Raw genomic sequence first — 20,553 nt, 5'->3', positions numbered from 1 at the left:
ATGGAACCCTAGAAATGAAAAAAATCAGATCATCCAGGGCGCGTAGAGCGGTGCGTTGACGGCGTTCATCTCGGCGCTGCGGCCGCGCTCGCGGCGTGTCGTCTCGACGATTTCGAACGCGGTGCGGTCGGACAGCAGCCGGCGCAGAGCCGCGGCATTCATTCTGTGACCGCCGCGATAGGAACGGAAGCAGCCGATGAAGCGGGCGCCGGCCAGTGCCAGGTCGCCCATGGCGTCCAGCGTCTTGTGGCGCACGAATTCGTTGGGATAGCGCAGGCCGCCCATGTTGATGACGCGGTTGTCGTCACCGATCACCAGCGAATTCTCCAGCGAGGAGCCGAGCGCGTAGCCGGCGGCCCACAGCCGCTCGACATCCTTCATGAAGCCGAAGGTGCGGGCGCGCGCGATGTCGCGGCGGAAGATATCGGCATTGAGGTCGGACGCAAACAGCTGACGGCCGATAGCCGGGCTTTCGAAGTCGATCTCGATCTCGAAACGAGTGCCGTCATAGGGTCTGAATTCCGCCCAGGAGGCGCCGTTCTCGATGCGGACCGGCTTGATGACCCTGATATAGCGGCGCTTGACCGACAGCGTCTCGATGCCGGCCTGGTCGATCGCTTCGACAAAGGCCATGGCGCTGCCGTCGAAGATCGGAACCTCGGAACCATCGATCTCGATGGCGACATTGTCGATGCCGACCCCGAACAGCGCCGCCATGATGTGCTCGACCGTGGCGATGTGCTCGCCAGCGGGATCACCAAGCATCGTGCACAGGTCGGTAGCGCCGACTTCCGAGACCAGGGCGCGGAACTCGCGACCCTGCTCTGCACCGTCGAAAAGCTGGAAAACGACGCCGGTGTCGGCATCCGCCGGCACGAAGCTGATGGACACTTCCTTGCCGCTGTGGACGCCGGTGCCGGTAAGCGACGCGCGCGTCTTCAATGTCGTCTGATAGTCGTGCAAGACAATCCCCATAAGCCCGTAATGCCTAGGTCCGCTTCTCCAGCCCGAGGGCGCGGCTCTTGTGTGAATCGGCAGGCAGGGTCACTTCCCCCGAAATCCCGGCAAACCGACGATGGTAGGCAGCGAAGATAATGTCCCGTCAGGGAGACTCCAAATCACGGTTTCTTACTCCGTGTAACCGCGAACTGAAGCAGGCATGACTTTGTAAGTGATTGAAATCACATAACTTAAAACGTTAACAGGCAAGCGATTCCTCGCTTGCCTGTTAACAATCGTTACAGTCCGTTTACCAGTCAGTTGGCCTGGCGGCGCAGGAACGCCGGAATCTCCAGCTGATCGTCTTCCTGAGTCGCCCTCACCTGCGGTGTAAGACGGCCGTGGTCGTCGAGCTGGCCACGGCGCGGTGCGTAGAGCTGCGCGTCCTGGCTGGCAAGACGGCGCACTTCGGGCGCGGCCTGGCGCAGCTTGGGTTCGCGCGGCTGCGCCGGCTGCAGCCGCGCAGGCTCTTCTTCGCGGCGGGTCAATCCGTTGGTCAGGCGCTTCAGCAGGCCCATCGGTCCGCTGTTGTTCTCGTGGTCGGCCGGGCGGCTCTTGGCATCCACCTCGGCCTTGACGACGGGCGGAAAGTCCTCGACGCGCGGCATACGCTGCGGCGCCATGGCAACCGGCTGCGGGGCTTCGCGCAGCATCTCGCGCGGCTGCGGAGCCGGCTGCATCTGCTGGACCACGGGCTGCGCCATCGGCTGTGCTAGCGGCGCCTGGAAGATCTTGCTCTGCGGGCGGAAGTCTTCAGCGTGAGCAACCGGAGCCGGGCGCGCCTGTGCCATGGCCGCGGCATTGGCTTCAGCCAGTTGGATGGCTTCGGCGACCGGGTCGATGGCACGCGGTTCGTAGGCGGTCTGCTGGACCGGCGCCGGGCGGTTTTCCACCGCGGCAACGGCCGGGCGGCTGGCTGGCTTCGGAGGCGCCGTGCGGATCGAGATCGGCGCGGCGGCGATTTCCGCCGCCGACTTGTCGATACCGGTGGCAACCACCGAGACGCGGATGACGCCTTCGAGTTCCTCGTCGAAGGTGGCGCCCAGGATGATGTTGGCGTCCTGATCGACCTCCTCGCGGATACGGGTTGCCGCTTCGTCGACCTCGAACAGCGTCAGGTCGCGGCCGCCGGTGATCGAGATCAGCAGGCCCTTGGCGCCCTTCATAGAGGTCTCGTCGAGCAGCGGGTTGGCAATCGCCGCCTCAGCGGCGGCCATCGCGCGGCCCTCGCCCGAAGCTTCGCCGGTGCCCATCATCGCCTTGCCCATCTCGCGCATGACGGAACGGACGTCGGCGAAGTCGAGATTGATCAGGCCTTCCTTGACCATCAGGTCGGTGATGCAGGCAACACCGGAATAGAGCACCTGGTCGGCCATGGCGAAGGCGTCGGCGAAGGTGGTCTTGTCATTGGCCAGCCGGAACAGGTTCTGGTTGGGGATGACGATCAGCGTATCGACGCATTTCTGCAGTTCCTCGATGCCGAAGTCCGCGGTCTTCATGCGGCGCTGACCTTCGAAATGGAACGGCTTGGTGACGACGCCGACGGTGAGGATGCCCTTTTCGCGCGCGGCGCGGGCAACGACCGGAGCAGCACCCGTACCGGTGCCGCCGCCCATGCCGGCGGTGACGAAGCACATATGGGTGTTGGTCAAGTGATCGAGGATCTCATCGATGCACTCTTCCGCCGCCGCACGGCCGACTTCCGGCTGCGAGCCGGCGCCGAGGCCTTCGGTGACATGCGCCCCAAGCTGGATCAGGCGGCCTGCCTTCGACATGGTCAGCGCCTGCGCGTCGGTGTTGGCCACCACGAACTCGACACCGCGCAAACCGGCGGTGATCATGTTGTTGACGGCATTGCCGCCGCCGCCGCCGACACCGAACACGGTGATGCGTGGCTTTAGCTCGGTGATGTCCGGCTTTTGCAGATTGATGGTCATTGTCTCCGTCCTTTGCCTTTCACGCCGCTTCGCCGCCGCGGCCGCCTATGGGGCTGTCCCCGTCAATTAGAAACTGTCTCTCAACCACTGACTCATGCGATGCAGTTTTCCGCCCGTTCCGGTCATTCTGAGACCGGAAATTCCTTTCGCCGGATGGCTCTCGAAGCTCGCCATCTGCGGATAGATCAGAAGCCCCACCGCGGCCGAGAAGGCCGGCCCCTTCGCCGCTTCCGGCAGGCCGGCCACGCCGAGCGGACGGCCGATGCGCACATTGCGTCCCAGAATGCGGCGCGCCGCCTCCGGCAGGCCGGCAAGCTGGCTGGCGCCACCGGTGAGCACCACGCGCTTGCCCACCGCATTGCCGTAGCCGGACTTGTTCAGCCGGTCGCGAAGCAGTTCCAGCGTCTCGTCGATACGGGCGCGCACGATGCGCGTCATCACCGAGCGCGGGATCTGCAAAGGCACGTCGCCATCGTCGCCGATCGGCTGGATCGAGATCAGGTCGCGGTCGTCGGCACTGCCCGGCAGCGCCGAGCCATGCATCACCTTCAGCCGCTCGGCGGCATCGAGCGAGGTCGAAAGCCCCTTGGCCATGTCAAGCGTGACGTGATTGCCGCCGATGGCGATGGCATCGCCATGGACGAACTTGCCTTCCGAAAACACCGAGATCGTCGTCGTGCCGCCGCCCATGTCGATGCAGGCCGCGCCCATTTCCAGTTCGTCGTCGACCAGGGCCGCCAGCCCGCTGGCATAGGGCGTCGCCACCATGCGCTCGACCGACAGATGCGAACGGTTGATGGAAAGCTCCAGGTTGCGCATCGGAGCGGCGTCGCCGGTCAGCACATGCATGTCGACGCCGAGTGCGTCGCCGACCATGCCGCGCGGATCGCGCACGCCGCGTTCGGCATCCAGCGAGAAGCCGACCGGAAGCGAATGGATCACCTCGCGCTCGGCCTTCAGCGCCTGCTTGGCGCCGGCGCCGAGAACGCGCTTGATGTCGGCCTCGTCGGCCTCGTGGCCGCCAAGGTTGATGGTTGCCGAGAAGGCTTCGCTCTTCAGCCGGCCGGCTGTCATGTTGACGATCAGCGAATCGACGGTCAGCCCGGCCATGCGCTCGGCCGCGTCGACGGAAAGGCGGATGGCATGCTCGGCGCGGTCGAGATCGACGACAACGCCCGACTTCACGCCTTGTGATTTCTGATGGCCGATGCCGATCACCTGGATCCGGTGCGAGCGGCCACGCAGCAGCTTGCCGTCATCGCTCGGCTTCAGCTTGGCTACCATGCAGCAGACCTTGCTCGAACCGACATCCAGCACCGTCAGGGTGCCGGACCGGCGTGACGAGGCATCGCCATGACCGCCAAGCCAGCTCATATCTTCGTCTCCGGCTTGCGCTTCAGGCTCTTGGGTTTTTCGTTGAGTGCGGCTTCGCGCTGCGTCGCCGCCTCAGGCGTCAACTGCACGACCAGCCGGTCGGTCAGGCGCATGTCGACGGCGGCGATATCGCGCGACAACAGGCCCATGTCATGGTCCATCTTGACGAGTTCGGCGAGCGCCTGATCCTCGCCGTCCTCGGGAAGCTTGACGGTGATGCCATTGTCCAGCTTCAGGTCCCAGCGCCGCTCACCGACACGGATGTAGCCTTTGATCCGACTCGCGAGCTCGGGATATTTTTCGATCTTGGCCAGGAAGTCGGGCGCGCTCGCAGGCGCGCCAGTGCCGATCAGCAGCGGCAGCAGCACCTGCTTGCCGCCCGAGAACGGCGCGATCACGGCGCCATCCTTCTCGATGACAGATAGCTCGTCGCCCTGCTGCCAGAGCGCGAAGGCGGCGCGCTCCTCGACACGCACTTCCAGCGTGTGCGGATAAACCTTGCGCACCGCCGCGACCTCGATCCACGGCAGGGTGTCAATGCGCTCCCGCGCGGCCTCGGCGTCGAAGCCGATCAGGGATGTCCAGCCGTCGAGTTCGAGCCTGTCGAGGATATCGATCTCCGAGGTCTGGCGATTGCCGACCACCTTGACCTGATCGACGGCAAAGCCGGTACGGGCAGTGATGCTCTGGACGATGCCGTCGATATGGCCGCCGAGATAGGCGCCATAGGCTCCGCTCGAGGCGATCAGCACGGCCGACATCATGGCAGCGGAAAAGCGCGGCGCCTGGAACTCCCCGACACCGAGGCGCGCCAGAATGCGCACAGGGCGGCGAAGCACGCGCGGCAGCACGAAATGGCCTGATGACAACGGCAGGCCGAACAGCGTCGGCTCGGCCGCGCCCCTCTCCTTACCTTGTCCCCATTTCAACGCAGACACGAAGCGTCCTCCACCATCCAACTCAACAAATCGCCAAACGAGTGCCCAGCCTGGGCGGCGATTTCAGGCACCAAGGACGTCGGCGTCATACCCGGCTGGGTGTTGACCTCGAGCCAGACAATCTCGCCGTTTTCGGAATGCCGATCGTCATAACGGAAGTCCGATCGGGAAACGCCCCGACAGCCGATCGCTTGGTGAGCCTTGAGCGCCAGTGTTTGTATTTTTTGGTAAATATTCGGTGAAACTTTTGCGGGGCATTCGTGCTTTGATCCCCCAGCGACATATTTTGAATCATAGTCGTAGAAGGAATGGCCGGTCGGGATGATCTCGCAGACCCCCAGCGCCACATCGCCCATCACCGCGCAGGTCAGCTCCCTGCCGTGGATGTAGCGCTCGACCATGACGGTATCGCCATATTTCCATTCGGACGAGCCGATCACCTGCGGCGGATGCGACTGGCCTTCATGCACGATGACGACGCCGAAGCTCGAACCCTCATTGACCGGCTTGACCACATAGGGCGGCTTCATCGGGTGCTTGTTCTGAATGGCGAAGCGGCTGGCAACCTTCGATTCGGCGACCGGAACACCGACCGATTTGGCAACCCGCTTGGCCTGCTCCTTGTTCATGGCCAAAGCCGAGGCGAGCACGCCGGAATGGGTGTAGGGAATGCCGAGATACTCGAGGATGCCCTGGACGGTACCGTCCTCGCCAAAAGGGCCATGCAGCGCGTTGAAGACGACATCGGGCTTGAGTTCGGCAAGCACGGAGCCGACATCGCGCCCGACATCGACGCGGGTGACCTGGTAGCCCTCCTGATCGAGCGCATCGGCGCAAGCCTTCCCCGAAGACAAAGACACGGGCCGCTCGGACGAAAAACCACCCAGCAGGACAGCCACATGCTTGCTTTTCATTCCCCGGTATCCCCTCTCACGGCGGACCAAAAACCAAGATTTTCCGCAACATTGAGTCCGAGTCTCCCGGCAGGTTGCCCCCCAGACGGAAAAACGCGGGTAACGCGTCGAACGACTCAAATCAGGAAACGCTTTCGAGCAGAGAATCAGAGAGTTGATTCACTGGCAAGTGCTTACGATTCCGAGAGATTCACTTTCTGAGAAAATGGATGCGAAAAGCGTGTCGTTGAGTCTTTGCGGCAACGGCCGCGAGCCGTTTCGAACCTTTTGAAGTTCATGCATCACATGAACTTCAAGGCGGGCTAGAGAAGCTGCCCGAGAAACTCCTGGACGGCATGTCCCGGCCGGAAATTGCCGATGCGCTGGATTTCCCAATGCAGCCGGATACCGGAATTCTCCAGCACCCGCGTGCGCACCGTCTCGCCGAGATATTCAAGGTCGTAGCCGGTCGCGGTTCCCGTGTTGATCATGAAGTTGCAATGCATCGGCGACATCTGCGCGCCACCGATCATCAGGCCGCGGCAGCCAGCCTTGTCGATCTCCTTCCAGGCCGATGTGCCTTCCGGATTCTTGAAGGTCGAGCCGCCGGTCTTCTCGCGGATCGGCTGCACGGTCTCGCGGTGGTTCTGCACGGCATCCATCGCCGCCTTGATCGCCGCCTTGTCCTCGGCAAAGCCTTCGAACACGGCCGAGGTGAAGATCAGCCCGGCAGGTGCCGCCGAATGACGGTAGGCATAACCCATATCGGCATTGCTCAGCGTCTGCACATTGCCCTTGCGGTCGAGCGCGCGTACCTCGACGACGCGCTCGCGCGTCTCGACGCCATTGGCACCGGCATTCATCCGCAGCGCGCCGCCGATGGCGCCCGGAATGCCATGGTAGAAATGAAAGCCGCCAATGCCTGCCTCGAGCGCCACCGCGGCGACGCGCTTGTCAGGCGTGGCCGCGCCGGCCTTGATCCTGATCGGCGAAATGACTTCCGCTTCACCAAACCCCTTGGCTGAAAGCCTGACGACAAAGCCCGGAATACCGCCGTCGCGGACCAGAAGGTTCGAACCGACGCCGACGATGGTCAGCGGTATTTCCTCCGGAACGGCTTTGAGGAACGCGGCGAGGTCCTCCTCATCGGCCGGCTGGAACAACGCTTCCGCCAGGCCACCGGCACGGAACCAGGTGATCTTGTCCATCTCGGCATTCGGCGTCATACGGCCGCGCAGGTCGGCAAGCCGGTCGCCAAGTTTGTCGATCAGGGCCTGGCCGTGCATCATGAGACCGTCCCGCCAAGCTCCTTGGGCAACGCATAGGCCCATTGGGTGATGTTGCCGGCGCCAAGGAAGACGACGAAATCGCCTGATTTGGCCAGATCGCGGATGATGGGCGCGATTGCCGCCGGCCCCTCGATGTAGCGCGCGTCACGATGGCCGCCAGCGCGGATGCGCGATACCAGCGCGTCCGAGCTGACGCCGTCGATAGGCTCCTCGCCGGCCGCGTAGACCGGTGCCACCATCACCGTGTCGGCGTCGTTGAAGCAGGCGGAAAACTCGTTGAACAGATCATGCAGCCGGGTGAAGCGATGCGGCTGCGCAATGGCGATGACGCGACCCTTGGTGGCGCTGCGCGCCGCCTTCAGCACCGCCGAGATCTCGACCGGATGGTGGCCGTAATCGTCGAACACATCGACGCCGTTCCACGAGCCGGTATGGGTGAAGCGGCGCTTGACGCCGGCGAAGGACGACAAGCCCTTCTTGATCGCCTCGGCCGACAGGCCAAGCTCATGCGCGACGGCGATGGCGGCGGTCGCGTTGGAGACGTTGTGACGGCCGGGCATCGGCAGGCGCAGGCCCGCTATGGTCGTCTGGCCGCCGGTCTTGCGGTCACGGATCACCACGTCGAATTCCGAAATGGCACCCGCCATGCGGTGGTTGGTGAAACGCACATCGGCTTGCGCGTTCTCGCCATAGGTGACGATGCGGCGGTCCTCGATGCGGCTGACCAGCGCCTGCACCTCGGGATGATCGGTGCACATCACGCCAAAACCGTAGAACGGCACGTTCTCGACGAACTGGCGGAACGCCTCGCGCACCTTGTCGAAACTGCCATAGTGATCGAGATGCTCGGGATCGATGTTGGTGACGACCGCGATCTCGGCCGGCAGCTTCAGGAAGGTGCCGTCGCTCTCGTCGGCCTCGACCACCATCCACTCGCCGTCGCCCATGCGCGCGTTGGTGCCATAGGCGTTGATGATGCCGCCATTGATGACGGTCGGATCGAGCCCGCCGGCATCGAGCAAGGTCGCCACCATCGAGGTCGTCGTCGTCTTGCCATGCGTGCCGCCGATGGCCACCGCCTGTCGGAAGCGCATCAGTTCGGCCAGCATCTCGGCCCGGCGCACGATCGGCAGCAGCTTTTCGCGCGCGGCCTTGAGTTCCGGATTGGATTTCTTGATCGCCGTCGAGACGACCACAACCTCGGCATCGCCGAGATTTTCGGCCTTGTGGCCGACAAAGCATTCGATGCCCTTGTCGCGCAGCCGCTGGACATTGGCGCTCTCGGCCTGGTCGGAGCCTTGCACCTTGTAGCCGAGATTGTGCAGCACTTCGGCAATGCCGCTCATGCCGATGCCGCCAATGCCGATGAAATGCACAAGGCCGATGGTCTCCGGCATCTTCATGCGTGCGTCCCTTCCCTGAAATCCGAAACGGCTTTTTTGGACGCAATAGCCTCTGTGAGATCGGCGAGCAACCGTGCCGCGTCCGGCCTGCCGGCCGATTTCGCGCCCGCCGCCATCGCCGCCAGCCGCTCGGGGGCGTCCATCAGCCCGCCGATGAGCGCTGCGATCCGTTCGGGCGAAAGCGAGGATTGCGGGTGCACCTCGCCACCGCCGGCGGCGGCAAGGGCCGCCGCGTTCGCCGCCTGGTCGTGATCAAGCGCGTACGGGTAAGGCACCAGCAGCGCCGGCCGGCCGATGACGGCGATCTCGGAGACGGTCGAAGCGCCGGAGCGCGAGATCACCAGATGCGCGGCCGCCATGCGTGCCGCCATGTCGGTGAAGAAGGGTGAGACCTCGACAGCGACGCCAAGGGCGGCATAAGCGGCCTTGACGCGCGCCACGTCGTCCGCGCGCGCCTGCTGCGTGATCACAAGCCGCTTGCGCTGGGCATCGGAAAGCAGCGCGATCGCCCCCGGCACGGCGTCGGAAAAGAACTGGGCGCCCTGGCTGCCGCCGAACACCAGCAGGCGGAACGGCTGTTCCCCGGCCGACGCCGCATAAGCCGTCTTGGCCGCTTCCAGCACGGCGGGCCTGACCGGATTGCCCGTCGTCACCGTCTTGGCGCCGGCGGCACTGGTGTCCTGCGGCAGGAAGCCGCCGGCGATCGCATCGACACGGCCGGCCAGCGCCCGGTTGGCGCGGCCCATCACCGCATTCTGCTCATGGATCAGCGTCGGCACCTTGCGCCGTGTCGCCGCGTAGAGCGGCGGCAAGGTCGGATAGCCGCCGAAGCCAACGACGGCATCCGGCTTGATCCTGGCGATGACGGCGGAAGCCTGACGCACGCCGCGCCAGATTTTCCAGAAGGCGCCAAGCAGGGCAAAGGGATTTTTCGAACCCATCGTTGCCGACTGGATCGGATGGATGGCTGCCGCCGGGAAATGGCCGGCAAACCGCTCGGCACGGTCGTCGGTCGCCAGATGCACCAACCAGCCGCGCCCGTTCAGCTCATGCGCCAGCGCCTCGGCCGGGAAAAGATGCCCACCGGTTCCGCCCGCCGCGAGAAGGATGACGCCTCTGGCCATATCACTCCGCCGGCACGCCGCGCTGCGACAGGCCAAAGCCCATCTGCTTGCGCTTTTCGGGCCGCTTGCGTGTCAGCGCCAGCACCATGCCCATCGAGATGGCGATGGCGATCTGCGAGGAGCCGCCATAGGAGATGAACGGCAGCGTCATGCCCTTGGCCGGTACAAGCTGCAGGTTGACGCACATGTTGATGACAGCCTGCAGGCCGAACACGGTGACGAGGCCGCCGACCGCATAGCGGGTAAAATCGTCATGCTCCTTCAGCGCCGTGTTGAGGCCGCGCAGCACGATGAACGCGAAGATAGACATGATGAAGAAGCACATGATCAGCCCGAACTCTTCGCCGGCGACCGAGAAGACGAAGTCGGCATGGCTGTCGGGAATGACCCGCTTGACGGTGCCCTCGCCCGGTCCGACGCCGAACCAGCCGCCATTGATCAGCGCCTCGCGCCCCATGTCGACCTGGAACGTGTCGCCTTCGCCGGTGAGGAACTTGTCGATGCGCAAGGCGACGTGCGGAAACACCGTATAGGCGGCAAAAACACCGCCGACGCCGGCGGCACCCAGCGCGACGATCCACAGCCAAGGCAGACCCGCCATGAAGAACATGATGCCCCAGGTGCCGGTCGTCAGCATGGTCTGGCCGAGGTCCGGTTGCGCCACCAGCAGCGACACGACCAGCACCAGCAACAGCATGGCGAACAGATTGCCCGGAATGTCGGGCTGGCGCTTGTGCTCGGCAAACAGCCAGGCGCACATGATGACGAAGGCGGGCTTGAGGAATTCCGACGGCTGGATCGACAGGCCGGCAAGCGACACCCAACGGCGCGCCCCCTTCACCTCGACGCCGATGTAGAGCACCGCCACCATCAGCACCAGCATCAGGCACAGCATGATCAGCGCCATGCGCCGGATCTGCCTGGAATCGAGGAACGACACGGCCAGCATCACGCCGAGCGCCGGCACCGTGAAGATGATCTGCCTGGTGGCGAAGTGGAAACTGTCGAGACCGATGCGTTCGGCCACCGCCGGGCTGGCGGCGAAGGACAGCACGATGCCGAGCCCCATCAACGACAGGAACGCTGCCAGGAACCAGCGATCGATCGTCCACCACCAGGTCGCAACCGGGCTTTTGTCGAGACGGCTCTGCATTATCGTGCCCCTCCGATGGGTTTCATACCCTCGATAGCATTCGCAGCTTGCCTGAAGGCTTCGCCGCGGACTTCGAAATTCTTGAACTGGTCGAAACTCGCGCAGGCCGGCGACAACAGCACCACCGCCTCGCTGCTGTCGTCCTGCGCCGCATCATGTGCGGCGTGCTCGACCGCTGCCGCCAGCGTGCCTGAAATCTCGTAGGGCACGGCCTCACCCAGCGTCGCCGAAAAGGCAGGCGCGGCCTCGCCGATCAGATAGGCCTTGGCGATGCGCGGGAAGAAGCCGCGCAACGGCTCGATGCCGCCTTCCTTGGGCAGGCCGCCGGCGATCCAGTAGATGCGCGCAAAGCTCGACAAAGCCGGTGCCGCCGCATCGGCGTTGGTCGCCTTGGAATCGTTGATGAACAGCACATGGTCCTTGCGGCCGACCTGCTCCATCCGATGCGCGAGGCCGGGAAAGCTTTCCAGCCCTGACTGGATTTCGCCAAGCTCCAGTCCGACCTTGAGGCAGGCGGCGACCGCTGCCAGCGCATTTTGCGCATTGTGCTGACCACGCAGCGAGCCGATGCCTTCAAGGAAGGCGACACGGCTGTAGCGGCCGTGCACGGCCTCCATCAAATCTCCGCCGTCGGCGAAATAGCCGTCGGTCAGCGGCAGCCGCTTGGAAATGCGGATGACATGCCGCCCCGCTCGCTCCAGCCGTTCGGCGATCTGCGCGCACCAGGAATCGTCGATGCCGACGATCGCCGTCTCGCTACCGGTCACCAGCCGCTCCTTGATCGCGGCGTAGTGCTGCATGGTGCCGTGGCGGTCGAGATGGTCGGGCGTCAGGTTGAGCAGGATACCGGCCGTCGGGTCGATCGAGGGGGCGAGGTCGATCTGATACGACGAGCATTCGACCACATAGTGCCGATCGGGCCGCGGCGGATCAAGTGTCATCACCGCGCGGCCGATATTGCCGCCCATCTGGGTGTCGCGCCCGGCTGCTTTCAGGATGTGCGCGGTCAGCGCGGTCGTCGTCGACTTGCCGTTGGTGCCGGTGATGGCAATGAAGGGCGCCGTTGGCGCGCCGAGCATCCGTTCGCGGCAGAAAAGTTCGATGTCGCCGATGATCTCGACACCGGAACCGCGCGCCAGCTCCACCGTCCAGTGCGGCTTGGGATGCGTCAGCGGCACGCCCGGCGACAGCACGAAAGCCGAGAACTTGGCCCAGTCGGCCCCGCGCAAATCGGCGGTTGCGATCCCGGCGGCGGCGGCCTTGGCGACGCTTTCGGGATTATCGTCCCAGGCCAGCACGTCCGCTCCGCCCGCAATCAGCGCGCGCGCCGTCGCGATCCCCGAGGCACCGAGCCCGAAGAGCGAAACGCGCTTGCCTGAAAAGGATGCGGCGGGGATCAAGCGGCCTCCTATCTCAGCTTGAGGGTCGACAGGCCGACCAGAGCCAGGATGACGGCGATGATCCAGAAGCGGATCACCACCTGGCTTTCGGTCCAGCCGAGCTTTTCGAAATGATGGTGGATCGGCGCCATCAGGAATACCCGCTTGCCGGTCATCTTGAAATAGCCGACCTGGATGATGACGGAAAGGATTTCGACGACGAACAATCCCCCGACGATGACCAGCACGATCTCGTGCTTGGTGGCGACCGCCACCGTGCCGATCAGGCCGCCCATGGCCAGCGAGCCGGTGTCGCCCATGAAGATCGCCGCCGGCGGCGCGTTGAACCAGAGGAAGCCGAGGCCGGCACCGATGACCGCGCCAAGCACGACAGCCAGTTCGCCGGTGCCGGGCACGAAATGGATCTGCAGATATTCGGCGAAGACGGCGTTGCCGGAGAGATAGGCGATGACGCCGAAGGAGGCCGCCGCGATCATGATCGGCACGATCGCCAGTCCGTCCAGGCCATCGGTCAGGTTCACAGCATTGCCGGCGCCGACGATGACGAAGCAGGAGAACGGAATGAAGAACCAGCCGAGATTGACGATGAATTCCTTGGCGAAGGGAAATGTCAGCGACGAGGAGAACGGCGCCTGGCCGTTATGCATGATCACCCATGCGGCGATGCCGGCGATGACAAATTCGAGCGCCAGCCGCGCCTTGCCGGAAAAGCCGAGATGCGACTGCTTGGTCACCTTCAGATAGTCGTCATAGAAGCCGATCGAGCCGAAGCCCAGCGTCACCAGCAGCACCACCCAGACATAGATGCTCGACAGGTTCGCCCACAAAAGCGATGAGCCGATGATGCCCGACAGGATCATCAGCCCGCCCATGGTCGGCGTACCTGCCTTCTTGAAATGCGTCTGCGGCCCGTCGGCGCGGATCGGCTGGCCCTTGCCTTGCCGCAGCCGCAGCGAATTGATGATCGTCGGCCCGAAGATGAAGACGATCAGCGCCGACGTGATCAGCGCCCCGCCGGTGCGGAAGGTGATGTAGCGGAAGACATTGAAGACCGAGACCTTGTCCGCAAAATCGACGAGCAGTGTAAACATGCGCTTTTCGTCCCCGACCTAGGTCTGTTTTCTGGTTGTCGATTCAGCCGGGAATTTGCCCAGCAGCGCATCGACCAGTTTTGCAAAACCGATGCCCTTCGACGATTTGATCATCACCACGTCTCCCGGTTTCAGGGCCGCAAGCAGCACCGGCTTCAACTCCTCGACGCCGGCGCGGTATTCCGTCTCGACCTCGCCGGGCAGTATCTCGGCCAGCGCCCGCATTTCCGGGCCAGCGAGAAAGACGGTCTGCGTGCCGGTGCCAACGATAAGGTCGGCGAGAGCCGCATGCAGCTTGGCCGAATGGTCGCCGAGTTCGAGCATGTCTCCGAGCACGGCGATGCGGCGGCCCTCGCCGGTCACCGGCGTCGCGTTGAGCAATGCCATGGCGGCAGCCATCGATGCCGGATTGGCATTGTAGCTCTCGTCGATCAGCGTGATCGGTCCTCCCGGGTGGTCCGAAGTCGGGCCACCGGGATGGCGCAGCACATGGCGCTTGCCGCGCCCGCGCTCGGCCGAAAGATCGGCCAGTGCGAGTGCCACTCTGTCGAGATCGGCGCCGACCAGATGCGCCGCACCCAGCACCGCCAGCACGTTCTGCACCATGTGGCGCCCGGGCGCACCGATCCGCGCCGTCACCTCATGGCCGCTGATCCTGGCGGCGATGTCGGAATGATCCGCATGCAGTTCGCATTTGACCAGCTTGAAGGTCGAGCGCGCATTCTCGCCGAAGCCGTAGACGTGCTCGACACCGGCGGCATGCGCCATCTTGTCGAGAAGCTTGAAGCGCGCATCGTCCCGGTTGAGAATGGCGGCGCCCTCAGGCTCCAGCCCTTCGAAAATCTCGGCCTTGGCCTTGGCGATCTCGTCTAGGTTGCGGAAGAAGCCAAGGTGGGCGGCCGCGATCATGGTGACGATGGCGACATGCGGCCTCACCATCTTGACCAGCGGCCGTATCTCGCCGGGATGGTTCATGCCGATTTCGAACACGGCATAGTCGCAATCGGCGGGCATGCGCGCCAATGTCAGCGGCACGCCCCAGTGATTGTTGAACGACTGCGCCGAGGCATGCACCTTGCCGACGGCCTGCAGCACGTGGCGCAGCGCTTCCTTGGTGGTGGTCTTGCCGGCAGAACCGGTCACGGCGATGATTTTCGCGCTGGAGCGGGCGCGCGACGCAACCCCGAGCTTTTCCAGCGCGGCGAGCACATCCTCGACGACGATGATCGGCGCCGTCAGCCGGCCGAGCGACGGTAGCTTGCCTTCGGCCACCACCAGCACCCCGGCGCCGGCCTTGATGGCAGCGGTCGCGAAGTCATGGCCGTCCATCGCCTCGCCCTTGATGGCGAAGAAAGCGTCGCCCGGCTGCAGGCTGCGGCTGTCGATCGAAATGCCCGATATGCCGTCCGGCATCGGCCCGAGCGGCCGCCCGTCCATGGCGGCAACCAGCGTCTCGGTGGTCCACAGCAAGCTCATGCGGCGCGCTCCGCGAGTGCTGCGCGAACTTCCTCATGATCGGAGAAATGCAAGGTCTCGGAGCCGATCGTCTGGCCTTCCTCGTGGCCCTTGCCGGCCACGATCAGCGTGTCGCCGGCATGCAGCATGGCGACCGCCTCGTGGATCGCCTGGCGCCGGTCACCGATCTCGATGGCACCGGGAGCAGCCGCGAGGATGGCGGCACGGATCGTTTCCGGCACTTCCGAGCGCGGATTGTCGTCGGTGACGATAACGACATCGGCAAGCCGCGTCGCGATTTCGCCCATGATCGGCCTTTTTCCTCTGTCTCGGTCACCGCCGCAGCCAAACACGACGATGACGCGGCCGGTGGTGAATGGGCGCACCGAGGCCAGCACGTTTTCCAGCGCGTCGGGTTTGTGGGCATAGTCGACATAGACCGGCGCGCCATTGGTAGCGGTGCCAACGAGGTCGAGGCGACCCGGCGCGCCCTTCAGTTTCTCCAATGCCATCAAGGCCTTGGCGACAGGTGTTCCCGTGGAAATGGCGAGCCCCGCCGAAACCAGCGCGTTCGATATCTGGAAGTCGCCGGCCAGCGGCAGGTCGATCTCGTAGAGCACGCCGTCGGCCTCGACCTCGGCGCGCTGGCGGTGGCGCTCGTGCTCGACCCGCTTCAGCCTGAGGAAATCGCCATGGCGACCGACCGTCAGCACCTCGAGCCCGGCGGCCCGGGCCGCCTCGATCGTCGGTGCCGCCCATGGATCGTCGGCAAAGATGACGGCCGGCGCGCCCTTCGGCAGCAGCGTGTCGAACAGGCGCAATTTGGCGCGGTGATAGTCCTCGATGGTCGGATGATAATCCATATGGTCGCGGCCGAGATTGGTGAAACCGCCGGCCGCCAGCTTCACACCGTCGAGGCGGCGCTGGTCGAGCCCATGGCTGGAGGCTTCCATCGAGGCGTGGGTGACGCCGGCATCGGCCAATTCCCGCAGCAGCTGGTGCAAGGCAACCGGATCGGGCGTCGTCAGCGAGCCATAGTCGTTGCGGCCAGGCGCCACCACCCCGGTGGTACCGATCGAAGCGGCGGCATAACCCGCCTGCTCCCAGATCTGCCTGGTGAAGGCGGCGACCGACGTCTTGCCGCTGGTGCCGGTCACCGCGACCATGGTCTGCGGCTGCTTGCCGAAATAGCGGGCCGCGCTCAGCGCCAGCGCCAGGCGCGGATCACCGACCGCCAGCACCGGAACCGACAGCCCGGCAATGGTGGCGCCCTTGCCCGTCACGATCGCCGCCGCACCACGCGCGGCGGCGTCGGCGGCATAAACGGCACCATCGGCCTTGGTTCCGGCGAGCGCAAAAAAGACAACGCCCGGTTTTACCTGGCGGGAATCCGACGAAATCCCGATGACCTCCAGATCGGCGGAAGTTGTTCCTTCGACTGGCAGGATACCGGCTAGATCTCTGAGCTTCATCGAGTCCCGTTCACCGCAACAAAATAGCGCGCAGTTACCGGCGCGCCCCTAAGAATCACTGATAGGAAACCAGCGTTGCACCATTTTCATGGCTGAAATCTGGCTTCACGCCAAGCATGGCAGCCGCACGCCGGATAATGTTGCCCGCCATAACGCCCGCATTCGAGGCCGCGACGTCTGTCATGCCAGGCTTTTCAGGGTGCGGGGCGTCGGCGATCGTAAACACCAGGTATTGTGGATCGTCCATCGGAAAGGCGGCGACGAATGTATTGAAATTCAATTCCTTCGAGTAGCGGCCATTGATGACCTTCTCGGCCGTTCCGGTCTTACCGCCAACGCGATAGCCGGGCACTCTGGCGTTTCTGGCCGAGCCCTTCTCGGCGTTGAGCGTATAGAGATAGCGCATGCCGTCGACCGTCTTGTCGCTGACCACTTTCTTGGCCACCGCCATCGCTTCTTCCTGTGTACGGATCAGGAAGGTGGGGTTCATCAGGAAGCCGCCATTCATCAGCGCGGCGCAGCCGACAGCCGCTTGCAGCGGCGTCGTCGACACGCCATGACCGAAGGCGATGGTGAACGAATTGACCTGCTTCCAGACCTTGGGTTCAGTCGGGCGGGCGACTTCCGGCAGTTCGGTCTGCATCTTGTCCAAAATTCCAAGGCGATGCAGGAATTCGCGATGCCCCGCGATGCCGACCATTTCGGCCTCCCTGGCCGACCCGATGTTGGACGAATAGAGGAACACCTCCGGCAACGACAGCACACGGTTCTTGCCGTGGAAATCGTGAATGGCCTGATGGCCGACTCGGATTGGATGCGAAGCATCGAAGCGGCTCGCCATCGTCGCCTTGCCCGAATCGAGCGCCATGGCGGAGGTGAAGCTCTTGAAGGTCGAGCCCATCTCGTAGAGGCCCGCCGACATCCGATTCAGCCTATCCTTGTCCTGTGCATTGTAAGGATTGTTCGGATCAAAATCCGGCACCGAGGCCATGGCCACCACTTCGCCGGTCTTGACGTTGAGCACAACGGCGCCAGCCCCCATGGCGCGATAGCGATCCAGGCCGGCGGCAATCTCGTCGCGCACCACGTGCTGGACGCGCAGATCGATCGAAAGCTTCACCGGCTTGAGATCCTTGGCAACCGCGAGGCCCGATGCCTGCAGATCGCTCAAGCCCTGCTCATCGACATATTTCTCCATGCCGGAGATGCCCTGGTTGTCGATGTTGGTAAGCCCGACAATGTAGGACGAGGTCTCGCCGCTCGGATAGAAGCGGCGCTTCTCGGTACGGAAACCGAAGCCGGGAATGCCGAGCTGCATGATGTCGGACTGTTGCTTGGGCGTCAGCTGCCGCTGCAACCAGACAAAACCGGCGCCGCTCTTCAGCTTGCGGTAGGTCTGCTCGTAGTCGATTTCCGGAAGCACCGTCGACAGCTTCTCGATCGCCTCGTCGGCGTCGACGATGCGGCGCGGTTCGGCAAACAGCGACGCCGTCTTGATGTCCGTCGCCAGCACTTCGCCGTTGCGGTCGACAATGTCGGGCCGCGACGCCGTCACCCGGCTTTGCGGGCCACCCGACATGTCAGGGGTCTGGAAGCCGAGATAGACCAGGCGTCCGGAAATGGTCGAGAAGATACCGAAGAACACCGCCATCGTCATCACGATGCGCGTCCTGCCCTTGCCGCCGGTCGCCTTGCGGGCGCCCTCGACGACGATCGATCCGTCTTCACCCGTCCTGACGTGACGCTTCAGCAGTTTGCCGATCATTGGGCGATGCCTCCGGTCACCACGGGATCCCTGCTGCCCGGAGGTACTTGGTCGGAATTGTCGGCCATGCCACCCTGGCGTCCGGACAGGATGTCCTGAATGTCCAGGGATTTGGCCGGCAGGTCGCCGATGCCAACGATCTGGCGAGCGCTGACCGGCTCGAGTTCGAGCTGCGACTTGTAGAGTTCGGCCAGCTTCTGCAGCCGCGATGGCTGGGTGAGCAGGCTCCAGTCGGCCTTGAGCAGGTCGATCGTGTCCTCCTCATAGCGGATCTGCGCATGGATCTTCTGCACCGAAGCCAATTGTTCCTCGGCCTCGCGCTTGGCCTTGTAGGTAAGGGCAGCCGCCGCAACCATGACGGCGATCAGGACGATGTCGCTGGTACGAAACACGTGCTTACCTCTCCCCCGGACGGTCGATGCCGGGAAGCTTTGGAAGACCGAAAATCGAAAAGTCGCTGCCGCGCGCCGGCGCCTCGGTGCGGATTGCCGCGCGCAGCCTGGCCGAACGGGCGCGCGGATTGGCCGCCACCTCGGCGTCGCCGGCGGTCACGCCGCCACCCGCCTTGCGGAAGGTCGCGGTGCGCGCATGAGCCTCGGGCAGGTGACGCGAGCCGGTCGCGACGTCGGCCCGGTCGGCGATGAAACGCTTGACGATGCGGTCTTCCAGCGAATGGAACGTCACCACGGCGAGCCGTCCGCCCGGCTTCAGCGCGCGTTCGGCCGCGAACAGGGCCTTGGCCAGTTCGCCAAGCTCGTCATTGACGAAGATGCGCAGCGCCTGGAAGACGCGCGTGGCCGGATGGATCTTGTCCTTCGGCGCACGACCGATATGCGTCTCAATGGCGTCGGCGAGTTCCAGCGTCCGTTCGAACGGGCGCTTTTCGCGACGAGCCTCGATCATGCGGGCAATGCGCCCGGCATGACGCTCTTCGCCGAGAAAGCCGAAGATGCGGGCAAGGTCGCCCGGCTTGAAGCTGTTGACGACGTCGGCGGCGCTCAAACCGGCCTGCGCCATGCGCATGTCGAGCGGCCCGTCGGCGCGGAACGAAAACCCACGCTCGGCCTGGTCGAGCTGCATCGAGGACACACCAATGTCGAGCACGACGCCGTCGGCACTCTCGACATGTTCGTCCAGCGTGGAGAACGGCGCCTGCACCAGCCGTAGCCGGCCGCCCGACTGCGCCTCGAGATCGCGCCCGGCGGCGATGGCATCGGGATCGCGGTCGATCGCCACCACGGAGGCGCCCGTCGCCAGGATGGCCCTGGTGTAGCCGCCGGCGCCGAACGTGCCGTCGATGATCGTGTCGCCCTCCGCCGGCGCCAGTGCTTCCAGCACTTCGCCAAGGAGGACCGGAATGTGGCGGGCCGGTCCGCCAACGGCGTGCCCATCTACGGCGTGAGAAAGGTCATCGCCGTGGCCCACCGTCATTCCGGTCGCTCCCCAGCCTTCGTCCCCTGCCGAAGCTGCAAAAGCCGGGCCCGTGCCTGCGCCCCATAGGCAGCAAGCCGTCCCGGCTCCCAGATCTGAAAGAAATTGCCGCGTCCGACAAAGGTCACTTCCGCCGAAATGCCGGTGTGTTCGCGAATGAAATCGCTCATCGTGATGCGGCCGTCCTGGTCGAGTTTCAAGAATGTTCCGTCGCCATGGCAGAAGAACGACATATCGTCCGCCGTCTGCAGGAAGGGATCTTCGAGTGCGATGCGCTGCTCGTAGCGGTCGAGCAGGTCGGGCCCGCCGACATCCATCGCCGGCAGATCGAGGCAGCGCAGTGCATAGAGTTCCGAATAGCCGCGCTTCTGCACAACGGTACGGAAAGGCGCCGGAACGGATACCCGTCCCTTCGCATCGATCCTGCTCACCGTGTTCGAGAGAAACCGGTCCATTAAACGCTACAGCCGCTTGCGCCGCCGCACCCCTCTTCATCGTCTCGCACGCGCCGCCGCGGCGCGTTCCCCGCCCCGTACCAACCCCGTTCGCGCGGGCAAGAAACGGCAAACGCGCAGCCGCCGCGGCTGCCCGATTGGCGTACGCTTTACCCTGACGCGGAACGAAGGCTTTGATGTCTAAATGGGATATCATGGGGTACTATGGGCGTCAACGGGATGGCTTCACAAACACGCACGCCGCGACCAATGAGAGCAGCCTTGACGGCACGTCTCGTGTTTATGCTCTATTAAGCCTAACGAAGCGTTTAGAGCCGCTTGGCCCAACCAGACGCGCCTTGCCGCGAGGCGCTACCCGGCATAGCGTTTCGCCG

General features: G+C 64.3%; 17 protein-coding genes. All 17 read right to left on the bottom strand.

All coding sequences use genetic code 11. The features are described from left to right. Positions 1-24 precede the first annotated feature (24 nt). A complete protein-coding gene (gene lpxC / locus NKH02_RS15910; RefSeq protein WP_352865313.1) occupies positions 25-975 on the bottom strand; it encodes a UDP-3-O-acyl-N-acetylglucosamine deacetylase in 951 nt (316 codons plus the stop codon). Positions 976-1,256: 281 nt separating this feature from the next. Further along, positions 1,257-2,936 (bottom strand): cell division protein FtsZ, encoded by a 1,680-nt coding sequence (ftsZ, locus tag NKH02_RS15905; protein ID WP_352879944.1) that lies wholly within the window; start codon positions 2,934-2,936, stop codon positions 1,257-1,259. A 66-nt stretch (positions 2,937-3,002) separates the two neighbouring features. Further along, positions 3,003-4,310, bottom strand: coding sequence for a cell division protein FtsA (gene ftsA / locus NKH02_RS15900; RefSeq protein WP_352865317.1), 1,308 nt, complete (start codon positions 4,308-4,310; stop codon positions 3,003-3,005). Continuing rightward, positions 4,307-5,248, bottom strand: a complete 942-nt coding sequence (locus NKH02_RS15895) for a cell division protein FtsQ/DivIB (protein WP_352879942.1) — start codon at positions 5,246-5,248, stop codon at positions 4,307-4,309. The genes ftsA and NKH02_RS15895 overlap by 4 nt, the downstream gene beginning before the upstream one ends. Next, on the bottom strand, positions 5,236-6,162 hold the full coding sequence (locus NKH02_RS15890) for a D-alanine--D-alanine ligase (protein ID WP_352879941.1): 927 nt from the start codon (positions 6,160-6,162) through the stop codon (positions 5,236-5,238). Before NKH02_RS15890 ends, NKH02_RS15895 begins: the two co-directional genes overlap by 13 nt. Before the next feature lie 302 nt (positions 6,163-6,464). Continuing rightward, the gene (gene murB / locus NKH02_RS15885; RefSeq protein ID WP_352879939.1) at positions 6,465-7,430 is read right to left on the bottom strand and encodes a UDP-N-acetylmuramate dehydrogenase; all 966 of its coding nucleotides are present in this window, start codon (positions 7,428-7,430) and stop codon (positions 6,465-6,467) included. Beyond that, the gene (gene murC / locus NKH02_RS15880) at positions 7,427-8,833 is read right to left on the bottom strand and encodes a UDP-N-acetylmuramate--L-alanine ligase (RefSeq protein WP_352865325.1); all 1,407 of its coding nucleotides are present in this window, start codon (positions 8,831-8,833) and stop codon (positions 7,427-7,429) included. Before murC ends, murB begins: the two co-directional genes overlap by 4 nt. Next, on the bottom strand, positions 8,830-9,957 hold the full coding sequence (gene murG / locus NKH02_RS15875; RefSeq protein ID WP_352879937.1) for an undecaprenyldiphospho-muramoylpentapeptide beta-N-acetylglucosaminyltransferase: 1,128 nt from the start codon (positions 9,955-9,957) through the stop codon (positions 8,830-8,832). The genes murC and murG overlap by 4 nt, the downstream gene beginning before the upstream one ends. 1 nt (position 9,958) lies before the next feature. Then, complete coding sequence (gene ftsW / locus NKH02_RS15870) at positions 9,959-11,110, bottom strand: putative lipid II flippase FtsW (protein WP_352879935.1); 1,152 nt, start codon at positions 11,108-11,110, stop codon at positions 9,959-9,961. Beyond that, complete coding sequence (murD, locus tag NKH02_RS15865; protein WP_352879933.1) at positions 11,110-12,510, bottom strand: UDP-N-acetylmuramoyl-L-alanine--D-glutamate ligase; 1,401 nt, start codon at positions 12,508-12,510, stop codon at positions 11,110-11,112. Before murD ends, ftsW begins: the two co-directional genes overlap by 1 nt. 8 nt (positions 12,511-12,518) lie before the next feature. Beyond that, positions 12,519-13,601, bottom strand: coding sequence for a phospho-N-acetylmuramoyl-pentapeptide-transferase (gene mraY, locus NKH02_RS15860; protein ID WP_013530954.1), 1,083 nt, complete (start codon positions 13,599-13,601; stop codon positions 12,519-12,521). 18 nt (positions 13,602-13,619) lie between these two features. After that, complete coding sequence (locus NKH02_RS15855; RefSeq protein WP_352879931.1) at positions 13,620-15,077, bottom strand: UDP-N-acetylmuramoylalanyl-D-glutamyl-2,6-diaminopimelate--D-alanyl-D-alanine ligase; 1,458 nt, start codon at positions 15,075-15,077, stop codon at positions 13,620-13,622. Continuing rightward, the gene (locus NKH02_RS15850; RefSeq protein ID WP_352879929.1) at positions 15,074-16,528 is read right to left on the bottom strand and encodes a UDP-N-acetylmuramoyl-L-alanyl-D-glutamate--2,6-diaminopimelate ligase; all 1,455 of its coding nucleotides are present in this window, start codon (positions 16,526-16,528) and stop codon (positions 15,074-15,076) included. Before NKH02_RS15850 ends, NKH02_RS15855 begins: the two co-directional genes overlap by 4 nt. Before the next feature lie 55 nt (positions 16,529-16,583). After that, entirely contained in the window at positions 16,584-18,293 is a 1,710-nt protein-coding gene (locus tag NKH02_RS15845; RefSeq protein ID WP_352879927.1) for a peptidoglycan D,D-transpeptidase FtsI family protein, read from the bottom strand. Continuing rightward, positions 18,290-18,685: a cell division protein FtsL gene (gene ftsL, locus NKH02_RS15840; protein WP_352865337.1), complete on the bottom strand. Its 396-nt coding sequence runs from the start codon at positions 18,683-18,685 to the stop codon at positions 18,290-18,292. Before ftsL ends, NKH02_RS15845 begins: the two co-directional genes overlap by 4 nt. A 4-nt stretch (positions 18,686-18,689) precedes the next feature. Beyond that, complete coding sequence (rsmH, locus tag NKH02_RS15835) at positions 18,690-19,724, bottom strand: 16S rRNA (cytosine(1402)-N(4))-methyltransferase RsmH (RefSeq protein ID WP_352879925.1); 1,035 nt, start codon at positions 19,722-19,724, stop codon at positions 18,690-18,692. Beyond that, a complete protein-coding gene (mraZ, locus tag NKH02_RS15830) occupies positions 19,721-20,179 on the bottom strand; it encodes a division/cell wall cluster transcriptional repressor MraZ (protein WP_352879924.1) in 459 nt (152 codons plus the stop codon). Before mraZ ends, rsmH begins: the two co-directional genes overlap by 4 nt. Positions 20,180-20,553 lie beyond the last annotated feature (374 nt).

Origin of the sequence: Mesorhizobium sp. M1396, from assembly GCF_040317725.1 — a bacterium.
In the GTDB taxonomy this organism is placed as follows: domain Bacteria; phylum Pseudomonadota; class Alphaproteobacteria; order Rhizobiales; family Rhizobiaceae; genus Mesorhizobium.
Note: the sequence above shows the minus strand (reverse complement) of the source record. Positions and strands in the feature narration are given on the sequence as shown.

Coding starts and splice junctions, on each gene's coding strand:
- mraZ (WP_352879924.1), bottom strand. CDS start 20,179: ATGGACCGGTTTCTCTCGAACACGGTGAGCAGGATCGATGCGAAGGGA.
- NKH02_RS15850 (WP_352879929.1), bottom strand. CDS start 16,528: ATGAAGCTCAGAGATCTAGCCGGTATCCTGCCAGTCGAAGGAACAACT.
- NKH02_RS15845 (WP_352879927.1), bottom strand. CDS start 18,293: ATGATCGGCAAACTGCTGAAGCGTCACGTCAGGACGGGTGAAGACGGA.
- murC (WP_352865325.1), bottom strand. CDS start 8,833: ATGAAGATGCCGGAGACCATCGGCCTTGTGCATTTCATCGGCATTGGC.
- ftsW (WP_352879935.1), bottom strand. CDS start 11,110: ATGCAGAGCCGTCTCGACAAAAGCCCGGTTGCGACCTGGTGGTGGACG.
- rsmH (WP_352879925.1), bottom strand. CDS start 19,724: ATGACGGTGGGCCACGGCGATGACCTTTCTCACGCCGTAGATGGGCAC.
- lpxC (WP_352865313.1), bottom strand. CDS start 975: ATGGGGATTGTCTTGCACGACTATCAGACGACATTGAAGACGCGCGCG.
- NKH02_RS15855 (WP_352879931.1), bottom strand. CDS start 15,077: ATGAGCTTGCTGTGGACCACCGAGACGCTGGTTGCCGCCATGGACGGG.
- ftsZ (WP_352879944.1), bottom strand. CDS start 2,936: ATGACCATCAATCTGCAAAAGCCGGACATCACCGAGCTAAAGCCACGC.
- ftsA (WP_352865317.1), bottom strand. CDS start 4,310: ATGAGCTGGCTTGGCGGTCATGGCGATGCCTCGTCACGCCGGTCCGGC.
- NKH02_RS15890 (WP_352879941.1), bottom strand. CDS start 6,162: ATGAAAAGCAAGCATGTGGCTGTCCTGCTGGGTGGTTTTTCGTCCGAG.
- murB (WP_352879939.1), bottom strand. CDS start 7,430: ATGATGCACGGCCAGGCCCTGATCGACAAACTTGGCGACCGGCTTGCC.
- murG (WP_352879937.1), bottom strand. CDS start 9,957: ATGGCCAGAGGCGTCATCCTTCTCGCGGCGGGCGGAACCGGTGGGCAT.
- mraY (WP_013530954.1), bottom strand. CDS start 13,601: ATGTTTACACTGCTCGTCGATTTTGCGGACAAGGTCTCGGTCTTCAAT.